Annotated in this window: 11 protein-coding genes; 9 read left to right on the top strand and 2 right to left on the bottom strand. The window is 63.5% G+C overall.

Annotated elements, in window-relative coordinates:
• The first annotated feature begins 38 nt into the window (after positions 1-38).
• Complete coding sequence (rfbA, locus tag NEK97_RS01305; protein WP_257368080.1) at positions 39-905, top strand: glucose-1-phosphate thymidylyltransferase RfbA; 867 nt, start codon at positions 39-41, stop codon at positions 903-905.
• Positions 906-925: 20 nt separating this feature from the next.
• On the opposite strand, the gene NEK97_RS01300 is transcribed toward rfbA, so the two are convergent.
• Positions 926-1858 (bottom strand): aldo/keto reductase, encoded by a 933-nt coding sequence (locus tag NEK97_RS01300; RefSeq protein ID WP_235522014.1) that lies wholly within the window; start codon positions 1856-1858, stop codon positions 926-928.
• A gap of 52 nt (positions 1859-1910) precedes the next feature.
• Between NEK97_RS01300 and NEK97_RS01295 the strand changes: the two genes are divergently transcribed.
• Together NEK97_RS01295 and mshC are read left to right on the top strand one after the other, a co-directional pair.
• Positions 1911-2744, top strand: a complete 834-nt coding sequence (locus NEK97_RS01295) for an undecaprenyl-diphosphate phosphatase (protein WP_257368079.1) — start codon at positions 1911-1913, stop codon at positions 2742-2744.
• A gap of 15 nt (positions 2745-2759) precedes the next feature.
• Positions 2760-4037 (top strand): cysteine--1-D-myo-inosityl 2-amino-2-deoxy-alpha-D-glucopyranoside ligase, encoded by a 1278-nt coding sequence (mshC, locus tag NEK97_RS01290; RefSeq protein WP_257368078.1) that lies wholly within the window; start codon positions 2760-2762, stop codon positions 4035-4037.
• 79 nt (positions 4038-4116) lie between these two features.
• On the opposite strand, the gene NEK97_RS01285 is transcribed toward mshC, so the two are convergent.
• Positions 4117-5022, bottom strand: coding sequence for a PAC2 family protein (locus NEK97_RS01285; RefSeq protein ID WP_211712391.1), 906 nt, complete (start codon positions 5020-5022; stop codon positions 4117-4119).
• A gap of 30 nt (positions 5023-5052) precedes the next feature.
• Between NEK97_RS01285 and NEK97_RS01280 the strand changes: the two genes are divergently transcribed.
• The 6 genes from NEK97_RS01280 to NEK97_RS01255 all read left to right on the top strand — a co-directional run bounded on the left by NEK97_RS01280 (position 5053) and on the right by NEK97_RS01255 (position 12108).
• Entirely contained in the window at positions 5053-5865 is an 813-nt protein-coding gene (locus tag NEK97_RS01280; RefSeq protein WP_257368077.1) for an HAD family phosphatase, read from the top strand.
• Complete coding sequence (locus NEK97_RS01275; protein ID WP_257368076.1) at positions 5866-7029, top strand: site-2 protease family protein; 1164 nt, start codon at positions 5866-5868, stop codon at positions 7027-7029.
• Between the two features lie 118 nt (positions 7030-7147).
• Positions 7148-8212 (top strand): tRNA (adenine-N1)-methyltransferase, encoded by a 1065-nt coding sequence (locus tag NEK97_RS01270; protein ID WP_257368075.1) that lies wholly within the window; start codon positions 7148-7150, stop codon positions 8210-8212.
• Between the two features lie 97 nt (positions 8213-8309).
• Positions 8310-10118, top strand: coding sequence for a proteasome ATPase (gene arc / locus NEK97_RS01265; protein WP_235522021.1), 1809 nt, complete (start codon positions 8310-8312; stop codon positions 10116-10118).
• 50 nt (positions 10119-10168) lie between these two features.
• Positions 10169-11788, top strand: coding sequence for a depupylase/deamidase Dop (gene dop, locus NEK97_RS01260; protein ID WP_257368074.1), 1620 nt, complete (start codon positions 10169-10171; stop codon positions 11786-11788).
• Between the two features lie 116 nt (positions 11789-11904).
• On the top strand, positions 11905-12108 hold the full coding sequence (locus NEK97_RS01255) for a ubiquitin-like protein Pup (RefSeq protein ID WP_211712386.1): 204 nt from the start codon (positions 11905-11907) through the stop codon (positions 12106-12108).
• The last annotated feature ends 72 nt before the right edge of the window (positions 12109-12180 follow it).

The raw sequence follows: 12180 nt of genomic DNA, 5'->3' as shown, positions 1-12180 counted from the left end.
CGCAGGATACTGCGGTGCGCAGCGGGAGAGGACAGTAGATGCGCGGAATTATTCTTGCCGGTGGCACAGGTTCCCGGCTTCATCCAATTACGCTCGCCATCAGCAAGCAGTTGGTTCCCGTCTTCGACAAACCCATGATCTACTACCCGCTGTGTACTCTGATGCTTGCCGGCATCCGCGACATCCTCATCATCACCACACCTGCCGACGGCCCGCAATTCGAGAACCTCCTGGGCGACGGTTCCCAGTTCGGGATCAACCTGACATACGCCCGGCAGCCGACGCCGGATGGCCTGGCCCAGGCGTTCATCCTGGGGGAGGAACATATCGGGGCCGGCAAAGTGGCCCTGATCCTCGGAGACAACATCTTTAACGGCCCCGGAATGGGCAACCAGTTCCGCCACTATGCCGACGTCGACGGCGGCGCCATCTTCGGGTATTGGGTCAAGGACCCAAGCGCTTATGGCGTGGTGGAATTCGACGACGACGGACTGGCGGTATCCATCGAAGAGAAGCCGGCCAAACCCAAGAGCAATTACGCAGTTCCGGGGCTCTACTTTTACGACAACGACGTAGTTGCCATGGCAAAAGACCTAAGACCCTCGCCCCGCGGCGAATTGGAAATCACGGACATCAACCGCAAATACATGGAGCTCGGAAAGCTGCATGTGCAGAAATTCCCCCGGGGAACCGCCTGGTTGGATACCGGAACCTTCAGCGACTTGAATGACGCGTCGAACTACGTGCGCACCACCGAGAACCGGCAGGGCCTGAAAATCGGAGCCCCGGAGGAAGTGGCCTGGCGGATGGGTTACCTGAACGACGACGGACTGCGTCAACAGGCCGCGAAGTTGGCCAAAAGCGGTTACGGAAGCTACCTGCTCGATATTCTGGATCGCCATTAGGCAGTCCGCGGCAGCCCTGGCTACAACGACGAAACGTCCTCAAGGGCGCGCGATATCTCTGCGGGCAGGTCAGTCAGCGCGGCGTCCAGGAGCTCTTTGAGCTGGACGGCGTTCCTGGCGCCCACGACGGCGGTGGCAACGCCGGGCCGGGACAGCAGCCAGCTCAGGGAGACATCCAGGGGAGATCTACCCAGGCCGCGTGCGGCCATGGCCACAGCTTCAACCACCCTGGAAGCCCGCGGCTCCAGGTACGGTTCAACATACGCCGCGAGGCGGCTTTGGGCGGCACGGGAGTCCGCGGGAATTTGTCCGCGGTATTTGCCGCTCAGGACACCCCGGCCCAGCGGCGCCCACGCCATGATCCCCAGCCCGGCGTCCTCCACCGCGGGAATGAGCTCGTCCTCCGCCTTGCGCTGGACCAAGGAATATTCGGACTGGTTGGCCACCAAAGTGAAACCGGCGATGGCCGCGGCCTTCGCTGTCTGCCAACCGTTGTAGTTGGAGATGCCCACGTAACGCGCCCGCCCGGTCCGCTGCGCCAGTTCCAAAGCGGAAAGGGTCTCCTCCAAGGGCACGTTGTGGTCCCACTCCTGGGCGAACCAGATGTCGACGTAGTCGGTTCCGAGCCTGGCAAGGCTGGCGTCAAGTGCCGAGAGCATTGCGCCACGTGAAGCATCGACACTTCGCCTGGACTCTGTGGACGACACGCCTGCCTTCGTGGACAAAACCACCTCGGACCGTGCCACGACATCTCCAAGCATGGAGCCGATCATGGCCTCAGCCCGCCCCTGGCCGTAAGACGCAGCAGTGTCTATGACGGTGCCCCCTGCAGCTACGAACGCGTGAAGGACCTCGGCAGCGTCCTGCTCATCAGTTTCCTGGGCCCAGGACATGGTTCCGAGGGACAAGGAGGACACGCGAAACCCGCTGTTTCCGACATAACGCTGCTGCATAGCTGCTAGCTTACGGGCAGTTCCCAGTCTTCATGACGTAGGGTCTATTCACGTGAACTGGATAGAAGCAGCCTTGCTGGGCCTCGTGCAGGGCCTCACCGAATTCCTCCCGATCTCCTCAAGCGCGCACTTGAGGATCGTCGGATCATTCCTTCCCGGCGCCGCCGACCCGGGCGCCGCTTTCACTGCGATCACGCAGCTGGGAACCGAAACCGCCGTCATTGTGTACTTCTGGCGCGACATCGTCCGGATTGTCCGTGCCTGGTTCGGCTCCTTGAGGGGCAAAGTCGAGCGCAACGATCCCGATGCCCGCATGGGCTGGTTGGTGATCCTGGGCAGCCTGCCGATCATCATCCTTGGCCTGCTTTTCCAGGACCAGATCGAATCGGTGCTTCGCAGCATGTGGATCGTAGCCACCATGTTGATCGTCTTCGGCATGATCCTGGCCGTCGCCGACGCCACCGGGCGGCAGGAACGGGACCTCACCCAGCTGAGCTACAAGCACGGCATCCTCTATGGCTTCGCTCAGGCAATGGCCCTGATTCCGGGCGTTTCGCGGTCCGGCGGCACCATCACTGCCGGCCTTCTCATGGGCTACACGCGTGAAGCCGCAGCCCGGTATTCCTTCCTGCTGGCCATTCCGGCCGTGTTCGGCAGCGGGCTGTACCAGCTCTACAAGACGGTTTCCCACGAGGGCCTCACCGGACCGTACGGCCTTCCGGAGACAGCCCTGGCCACAGTCATCGCCTTTGTTGTGGGCTACGTCATCATCGGCTGGTTCCTGAAATTCGTCTCGACCAGGAGCTACCGCCTCTTCGTTTGGTACCGGATCCTCCTCGGACTGGCCTTGTATGTCCTGCTCGTTTTCGGTGTCATCAGTGCCTAGCACTAAGGTTGAGTCGTGAAATCGTGGACTTCCCGCCCTGTTCCTGAGCTGCCCGGCAGCATGCCGCAACTACGCCTGTTCGACACTGCCCTGGGCCGTGTCGTGGAGGTTGAACGGCAACCGGAGCAATCGATGTACGTCTGCGGCATCACGCCCTACGACGCCACGCACATGGGGCACGCCTCAAGCTATGTTGCCTTCGACCTGCTGAACCGCGCCTGGCGCGATACAGGGATCCGGGTGTCCTACGTGCAAAACGTTACGGACATCGACGACCCCCTGCTTGAGCGTGCCAATGCCACCGGCGTTGACTGGCAAGACCTGGCCCAGAGCCAGATCGAACTGTTCCACACCGACATGGACGCGCTGAACGTCCTTGCACCGGATCACTACATCGGCGCGGTTGAAGCCATTCCGGACATCGTGCCGGCCATCGAGAAACTCATAGCTGACGGAGTGGCCTACAGGGTTCCCGGCACCGACGGTGAACCCGACGGTGATGTCTATTACGACGTCGAAATGGCCGGGAAACGCTCGGATGCCACGGATGCGTGGACTTTGGGCGATGTGTCGGGGCTCGGCGAAAAGGATATGCTCGCCCTTTTCGCGGAGCGCGGCGGCGACCCGGCACGGCCCGGCAAACGCCACGCGCTCGACCCCCTGCTCTGGCGTGTGTCCCGCGAAGGTGAACCCAGTTGGCCCGGTGCAAGCCTTGGCTCCGGCCGCCCCGGTTGGCACATCGAATGTACGGTGATCGCCCAGAAATACCTTCCGGCACCCTTCACGGTCCAAGGCGGCGGCTCGGACCTGGTCTTCCCGCATCATGAGATGGGAGCCGGCCATGCTTATTCGCTGTCTGGAGTTCCCTTGGCGCGTCACTACTCCCACGCGGGCATGGTGGGCCTGGACGGCGAGAAGATGAGCAAGTCCAAGGGAAACCTGGTCCTTGTGTCCAAACTTCGCGCAGCAGGCGAGGAACCCGCAGCCATTCGCCTGGCCATCCTCGCCAACCACTACCGCTCGGACTGGTCATGGACTAATGAAGGCTTCGCCGCGGCCAAGGAGCGCCTGGCGAAGTGGCGGGCCGCCCTGAACCATGCTCCGGCAGGTTCCTCGGCCCCCTTGCTTGCGGCCATGCGTGCTGGACTGGCCGATGACCTCAACGCTCCCGCAGCGCTTGCCGCCGTCGATCAGTGGGCCCAAGAGGCACTGCGCTCCGCCGCCGAAGGCTCGGCCACGGAGAGGGCCGTCATCTCGGATGCCGTCAACGCCTTGCTCGGCGTGGAGCTGTAACCGGACCTGTTGATGTTCAAACGCCAACGGCCCTGACATTCCTGTCGGGGCCGTTGGCGTTTACCGATAGTGGGAGCGGTCAGGGACGGTCTTTGCCACGGCGCTTGAGGTACCGTTCAAACTCGCGGGCAATGGATTCGCCGGAAGCTTCCGGGAGGTCGGCCGTGTCCTTGGCTTCCTCGAGTTGCCGCACGTACGCCGCGATCTCGGGGTCCTCGGTGGCGAGCTCGTCAACGCCGCGTTCCCACGCCTCGGACTCTTCGGCAAGTGCCTGGCTGTCCAGCGGGACCTGGAGCAGGTCTTCCACTTTGTGCAGGATCGCGAGCTGGGCCTTGGGGGAGGGGGGCTGGGCAACATAGTGCGGCACCGCGGCCCACAGTGAAACCGTCGGCAGCCCTGCAAGCATCGCAAATTCAGCCAGGACGCCTACGATCCCCACCGGCCCCTCGTACTGGGACGCCTCCAGGTTGAGGCGCTCACGCAGCGAACTGTCCTCAGTGCTGGTGCTCACGGGAATGGGGCGGCTGTGCGGCACATCGGCCAGCAGGGCACCCACCAAAATGACGGAGTCCACCTTGAGTGCCTCGGCGTGGACCAGCAATTCCGTAGTGTATGCACGCCAACGGTAGGAAGGCTCGGTGCCCAACACGAACACCACGTCCACATTGCTGTCCGGAACTGCCGCCTTGTAGATCCTGGTGGATGGCCACTTGACCTTCCGGGCACCTGACGACGTGCGGCGCACAGTGGGCCTGGTGAACTGGAAGTCGTAATACTCCTCCGCGTCCACAGTGGCAACCTTCTTGCCGTCCCAGAGCTTGTTCAAGTAGTGCAGGGCGTCGCTGGCTGCCTCTCCGGCGTCGTTCCAGCCTTCGAACGCGGCGAGCATCACGGTGACACGTTGGCCTTCCGCGGGTTCCTTGAGGAAACGCTCGGGCTCCGCGGTGATGTCCTGTCCTTCGGGGGTCCCGTCCACACTGTTCATCCACTCACCCTACGTCCAAGACCCTCCGGGATGCATGGCATTTCACGCCGGTGCGTGTCCCCTCTTCGCCCAAAGCGCAATGCGCGCACGGGCGCCCGCCCGGTTCCACGTAGACTTGAAGCCATGCATTCCTTACCCAGCCAGCCCCTCCTCAAAGCCGTGCTCTGGGATATGGACGGCACCCTGGTGGACACTGAGCCCTACTGGATCGCGGCTGAACGCGCCCTGGTGGAGTCCCATGGCGGCACGTGGTCGCACCAGCAGGCGATGCAGTTGGTGGGCCAGTCCCTGCTGCACTCGGCAGCCATCCTGCAGGACGCGGGGGTCAAGCTTGAGGCCCGCCAGATCGTCGACACCCTTAGTGCCCAGGTGATCGCGCAGGTGCGCCGGAACGTTCCATGGCGGCCAGGCGCGCGGGAGCTCCTCGATGAACTCCACCAGGCCGGCGTCCGGTGCGCGCTGGTCACCATGTCCGAAGGCCCCCTGGCCGGAGTGGTAGTGGAGAGCTTGCCCAAACCGTACTTCGAGTTCATGGTCACCGGAGACACCGTCACCAACGGAAAGCCGCACCCCGAGGCCTACCTGACTGCGGTTGAAAGACTCCGCCTGGATGATCCTGCCCTGACCATCCACCACTGCGTTGCGCTGGAGGATTCCGTTCCCGGTGCCACGGCCGCCATTGCTTCAGGCGTCGTGACGGTGGGCATACCCCACCAGGTGCCGCTGCCCGAAGACCCACGCATGGTCATGTGGGACACGCTCACAGGCCGGACCGTCGACGACGTGAGGCAACTCGTCGTCGATCGCTTCCCGGCTGGAAACGTTCTTGAAAGGGCCAACTAGGTGAGCAGTCCCACCACACCGCACCACGCCTCCGCCAAGAAGGAGGGTATCCCGCTGGGGAAGATCGCCGGCATTCCGGTCTACCTTGCGTACTCGTGGTTTGTTATTGCAGGGTTCACCGTCATTGTCTACGGGCCGGCCCTGCTGGTGCAGATGCCGCGCCTGGGCCTGGGCGCCTACTTCGTAGCATTGGGCTACGCCTTGCTGCTGGCCATCTCCGTGCTGCTCCACGAACTGGCACATGCCCTCAGCGCCAAGGCCTTCAAATGGCCCACCGAGAAGATTGTCCTGAATCTCTGGGGCGGACACACGCAGTTTGAGAACTTCACGGCCTCACCTGGCCGCTCAGTCGTGGTGGCCCTGGCCGGGCCTGCTTCGAACTTCGTCCTGGCAGCCGCCATGTGGGGTGTCCTCTCCGCCGATGTGCTGAGCGGCGTATCCGAAATCCTGGCCAACATCCTCATGTGGGCCAATCTCCTGATCGGCCTGTTCAACGTGCTTCCGGGTTTGCCGCTCGACGGTGGTCGTTTGGTGGAATCCGCAGTGTGGAAAGCCACCGGAAGCCAGGACAAGGGAACAATTGCTGCCGGCTGGTCCGGCCGCATCATCGTCGCGGCCTTGGTCATCTGGTTCATTGCGTTGCCACTCCTGACCGGTGCTCCGCTGGATATCAGCCTGATGTTGATCACCGTCCTTGTCTGCGGATTCCTCTGGATGGGTGCCTCCAGTTCCATCCACCACGCGAAGCTCCGCAGCCGCCTGTACCTGGTCAGCGCGGCGGGACTCGCGGATCGCGCCGTCGGGGTGCCGAACTCGGCTTCCGTGGCCGATGTCCTGGCCATCGCTCCTAACGGAATCCCCGCCGTCGTCATCTGTGGACCGGACGGTAAGCCGCAAGGCGTCGTGGACCCGGGTGCCGTCGCTTCGGTGCCGCTTGAGGCCGCTACGACGACGCCGGTTACCGCAGTGGCGCACGCACTGGGGGCCGGGGCCTATGTCCCCGAATGGTCCAAAGGACAGGAACTCATCCAGTACTTGGCGCGCTTGGAAGGGGGCGAATACGCTGTGGTGGACCACAACGGAATCGTCACCGGACTGCTGCGCCAGCAGGCTGTCGTGACAGCCATTACAGGTAAGGAAGCCCGCCGGAGCGGTCGCCCCTGACCCAGCGACCGGTAGAGTTACATGCCGGCCGTCTTAGCAAACAACTCCGCGGCCTATTTGGCGCCCACCAGCCAGCAACACGTCGCGGCCCAGCCGTACAACAGCGAGGAAACACCACATGAGCAGCGAAAACGCCGCCCCCGAGGCCAGCGCAGGCCCTGACGCGGCAGCTACCGGAACCGCCGTGCAGCCGACGGGCGCAGCCCGCCGCCGTGGCCCTTTCCGCGTGGGCGAACGGGTGCAACTCACGGACGAACGTGGCCGCATGAACACTGTGACGCTGGAAGTCGGCGGGGCATTCCACACGCACCGGGGCTTCCTGAACCACGATGAGATCATCGGCAAGGTGGATGGCTCCGTGGTCAGCAACAACGTCGGCCAGCAGTACCAGACGCTGAGGCCGCTGCTGTCCGACTTCGTTTTGTCCATGCCTCGCGGTGCCGCCGTTGTTTATCCGAAGGACGCCGGCCAGATTGTCACCATGGCTGACATTTTCCCGGGCGCACGTGTCGTGGAAGCCGGCGTGGGTTCCGGTGCCCTGTCCATTTCCCTGCTGCGGGCTGTCGGCGACGGCGGTTACCTGCACTCCTTCGAGCGCCGCGAAGAATTCGCCGACATCGCCCGCGGGAACGTCGAGACAATCTTCGGTGGTCCGCACCCGGCCTGGCAGATCTCGTTGGGTGACTTCCAGGAAGAGGTCGTCAAGGCAGAGGCCCCCGGATCAGTCGACCGCGTAGTGCTTGACATGCTGGCTCCGTGGGAGTGCTTGGACGCGGTGGCTACCGTGCTGGCGCCTGGCGGCGTCTGGATCAACTATGTAGCGACAGTCACCCAGCTGTCCCGCACTGCCGAAGCCATCCGCGCTGACGGGCGTTTCACCGAGCCGGATGCCTGGGAGTCGATGGTACGTGGCTGGCACCTTGAGGGCCTGGCTGTCCGGCCGGATCACCGCATGGTGGCGCACACCGGCTTCCTGCTGGTCACCCGCCGCCTCGCCGAAGGCGTCACCGGAATCTCGGTAAAGCGCCGCCCTTCCAAGACCGAATTCAGCGAAGAGGACCTCAACGCCTGGACGCCCGGCGCAGTAGGGGAGCGGGCAGTTTCGGACAAGAAACTCCGGCGCGCCGCACGTGATGCCATCGCCGGAACCAACGTCCAGGATGACCCCACGGTCACAAACTGACAAAGGTCACAATAGGGTCCGCATTCCGAATGTCACCCAGCACCCTGAGCTTTTCGGGACTAAGGTCTTGTTAAGCGCAGGAAGGGGCTGATGATTCGTGGACACGTCAAACAACGACCTTGGACGGCAGACGCCGGAAGAAGGACACGCCGCACCGGAAGAGGCAGCAAGCCGGGGGCTGGCCCCCGCGCAACCGTCGGAGGCCTCGAGTGAACTGACTGTTGCCGAGCGGCAGATCAACATCCTCCGGGACAAGCTCCGCCACATCGACCGCCAGCTGGCCGCCGCTACGCAGAACAACGGCAAGCTCGTCAGCATGCTGGAAGCAGCGAAGTCCGAGATCCTGCGCTTGAAGGGTGCTTTGGAGCAGGAGGGGCAGCCGCCCTACAGCTTTGGGACCGTGGTGCAGGTCAACCCCCGGAAGCAACCCTCGGCCGGGAGCTCCGGCCAGGCCGCAACCGAAGAGTCGGTGGATATCTTCAACGCCGGCCGCAAGATGCGCGTGGGTGTCAGTCCCTTGGTCAACATCAACCAGCTTGCCGTCGGACAGGAAGTCCTGCTCAACGAGGCACTTCTGGTGGTTGCCGGGCTCGGTTACGAGCGCGCCGGCGAACTGGTCACGCTGAAGGAGATGCTCGGCAAGGACCGGGCGCTGGTGGTGGGCCGGGCGGATGAGGAACGCGTTGTGCGGCTTTCTGGAGCCCTGCAGAACATCCACCTGAAGGTGGGCGATGCGTTGTCACTGGATTCACGCACGGGCTACGCCCTGGAAAAGGTCCCGCGCGCGGAGGTGGAAAACCTTGTCCTCGAAGAAGTACCTGACATCACTTACCAGGACATCGGCGGCCTCGGCCCGCAGATTGAACAGATCCGCGACGCCGTCGAACTTCCGTTCCTGCACCCGGACCTTTACCGTGAGCACGGACTCAAGGCTCCGAAGGGCATCCTGCTGTACGGCCCTCCGGGCTGCGGCAAGACGCTGATCGCCAAAGCCGTGGCCAATTCGCTGGCGGCCCGCGCCGCCGAGCGCGCCGGCAACACAGAGGTCAAGAGCTACTTCCTCAATATCAAGGGCCCGGAGCTGCTCGACAAATACGTGGGTGAAACGGAACGCCACATCCGCCTGATCTTTTCGCGTGCCCGTGAGAAGGCTTCCGATGGCAGCCCGGTGGTGGTCTTCTTCGATGAAATGGATTCGCTGTTCCGTACCCGCGGCACCGGCGTGTCGTCCGACGTCGAAACGACCATCGTTCCGCAGTTGCTCAGCGAGATCGACGGCGTGGAACGGCTCGATAACGTGATCGTCATCGGTGCTTCAAACCGTGAGGACATGATCGATCCCGCGATCCTTCGCCCGGGTCGGCTCGATGTCAAGGTCAAGATCCAGCGGCCCGATGCCGAGGCTGCAGCGGACATTTTCGGGAAGTACATCACCACGGACTTGCCCTTCCACGCCCAGGACCTCGCTGAGTACGGAGGAGACGTGCAAGCCACGGTGGACGCCATGGTCCAGCGAACGGTGGAGGCCATGTATTCGACGGAGAAGTCCAATGAATACCTCGAAGTCACTTATGCCAACGGCGATACGGAGATGCTGTACTTCAAGGACTTCAATTCCGGCGCAGTGGTCCAGAACGTGGTGGACCGCGCCAAGAAGTACGCCATCAAGGACCTGCTGACCAACCATCAGAAAGGCCTCCGCATCGAGCACCTGCTGCGGGCCGTGGTGGACGAGTTCCGTGAGCACGAGGACATGCCGAACACCACCAACCCGGACGACTGGGCCAGGATATCGGGCAAGAAGGGCGAACGGATCACCTACATCCGCACGATCGTGCAGGGTAAGGCCGGGCAGGAGCCGGGCAAGTCGATCGAGACTACCGCCAACACGGGCCAGTACCTGTGACAGCAAGAGTCGAAGGAACACCGTCCGCGCAGTTGCCCGAAGGTGGCGCAATGCGCGTCATGGGCTCGGAAACCGAATACGGGATCCACGCCCCGTCGGCCCCGGGCGCGAACGCGACCATGATGTCTGCCAGGATCATCCAGGCTTATGCCACGGTGACCCGCCAACGCGCTGCCGGCGGTGCGGAGACCCGCTGGGATTACACCGACGAGGAACCCTTGCATGACGCACGCGGGTGGACCCTGGACCGGGCGGCCGCGGACCCCAGCCAGTTGACGGACCAGCCGCCGGTGCTCGACGCCGAGGCCGTGGCCTTGGCTTACGGCCGCCAGGAGTTGGAGCTGGACGGCGCGGACGAGTCCGGCTCCCTGCTGATGAACATGGTCCTGGGAAATGGTGCGCGCCTCTACGTGGACCACGCCCATCCCGAATACTCGAGCCCGGAAGTCACCAACCCCCGTGACGCCGTTGCGTGGGACGCCGCCGGGGACCTCGTCGCCCTGGCCACGGTCCGGAAGGTCGCGGCTGATACCAGCCTTCCTCCCATCAACCTGTACAAAAACAACACCGACAACAAATCCGTCTCCTACGGATCCCATGAGAACTACCTCATGCCCCGTTCGGTGCCCTTCGGTGACATCATCCGGGGACTGACCCCGTTCTTTGTTTCCCGCCAGGCAATATGCGGCGCGGGACGGGTCGGCCTTGGCCAGGACAGTTCGACGCCCGGGTACCAGATCAGCCAACGTGCCGACTTCTTCGAGGCGGAGGTGGGGCTGGAAACCACTATCCGCCGGCCCATCATCAACACCCGGGACGAGCCCCACGCCACCGCGGACAAGTACCGGCGACTCCATGTGATCATTGGGGACGCGAACCTCAGCCAGGCGTCCAACTACCTCAAATTCGGTACTACGGCCATGGTTCTGAGCCTCATCGAGGCCGGGCAGGCTCCAAGGATCGAAGTCCATGAGCCAGTCCAAGCCCTTCAGTCCGTCAGCCATGACACCACGCTTACGGCCACCGTGCGACTCGTCGACGGACGGAGGGTGACCGCCCTCGACCTCCAATGGATGTACTACGAAGCAGCGTCGAAACTGGCACAGGAAACAGGGGTGTCGGATTCGGTCTCGGGCGACGGACACACCCACGGCGTGTTGTCCCAGTGGGAGTCCACGCTCACCACGCTCGGGACTGACCTCGACGCCGCGGCTTCCTCTGTGGAATGGGTGGCCAAGAAATCACTGCTGGAGGGGTACCGCAACCGGGACGGACTCGCCTGGGACGACGCCCGGCTGGGACTGGTGGACCTGCAGTGGGCTGATATCAGGCCGGAGAAAGGCCTCTATTACCGGTTGCTGTCCAGGGACCGCATGGCACGCATCGTCGACGACGGCGACATCGCCCGGGCGGTGAGCGAACCGCCGTCGGACACCAGGGCCTACTTCCGCGGCCGCTGCGTAACCAAGTACGGCAAGGACGTCGTCGGTGCCAGTTGGGACTCGGTGATTTTCGACGTTCCCGGGCTCGGGAAGCTCCAACGGGTGCCCACCCGGGAGCCTTTGAGGGGGACCCGTTCCCTGACCGGAGCGCTGTTTGACCGCCATCAGGAGGCCGGCCCTTTCCTTGCCGAATTGATGGGGCAGAGCTTGCCCCCGGCAAAGGCCTAATGCGGTTCGCCACAGGCGAATCAGCGGCCGGTCAAAGCCGTACGCAACAGCCCACAGCGTGGCAATATTGCAGTAGGAAGTCTCCGCCCCCGGAGACTGACAGTAGGGAGAAGAAAATGGCAGCTCAGGAGCAGCAACAACCGCAGTCGCGGGAAACCGAGACTGAAGTGGACGTCCCGGAGGCGCCGCCGGCAGCACCCGAAGCGAAGGCCTCGGAGGCGACGCAGGGCGTGGATGACCTCCTGGACGAAATTGACGGCGTGTTGGAATCCAACGCCGAGGAATTCGTCAGGGCGTTCGTTCAAAAGGGTGGCCAGTAACCGGAGCCCCCACAGGTTGTACGGCCCGGCCGCGTGAGGCCGCCGGGCATCGGAACGCAGAGTCGAAGGAGT

Source organism: Paenarthrobacter sp. UW852, assembly GCF_024608385.1.
In the GTDB taxonomy this organism is placed as follows: domain Bacteria; phylum Actinomycetota; class Actinomycetes; order Actinomycetales; family Micrococcaceae; genus Arthrobacter.
Note: the sequence above shows the minus strand (reverse complement) of the source record. Positions and strands in the feature narration are given on the sequence as shown.

What these genes read in the sequence shown, in the direction of transcription:
- rfbA (WP_257368080.1), top strand. Translation starts at nt 39, where the DNA reads ATGCGCGGAATTATTCTTGCCGGTGGCACAGGTTCCCGGCTTCATCCA.
- NEK97_RS01300 (WP_235522014.1), bottom strand. Translation starts at nt 1,858, where the DNA reads ATGCAGCAGCGTTATGTCGGAAACAGCGGGTTTCGCGTGTCCTCCTTG.
- NEK97_RS01285 (WP_211712391.1), bottom strand. Translation starts at nt 5,022, where the DNA reads ATGAACAGTGTGGACGGGACCCCCGAAGGACAGGACATCACCGCGGAG.
- NEK97_RS01280 (WP_257368077.1), top strand. Translation starts at nt 5,053, where the DNA reads ATGCATGGCATTTCACGCCGGTGCGTGTCCCCTCTTCGCCCAAAGCGC.
- NEK97_RS01270 (WP_257368075.1), top strand. Translation starts at nt 7,148, where the DNA reads ATGAGCAGCGAAAACGCCGCCCCCGAGGCCAGCGCAGGCCCTGACGCG.
- dop (WP_257368074.1), top strand. Translation starts at nt 10,169, where the DNA reads ATGCGCGTCATGGGCTCGGAAACCGAATACGGGATCCACGCCCCGTCG.
- NEK97_RS01255 (WP_211712386.1), top strand. Translation starts at nt 11,905, where the DNA reads ATGGCAGCTCAGGAGCAGCAACAACCGCAGTCGCGGGAAACCGAGACT.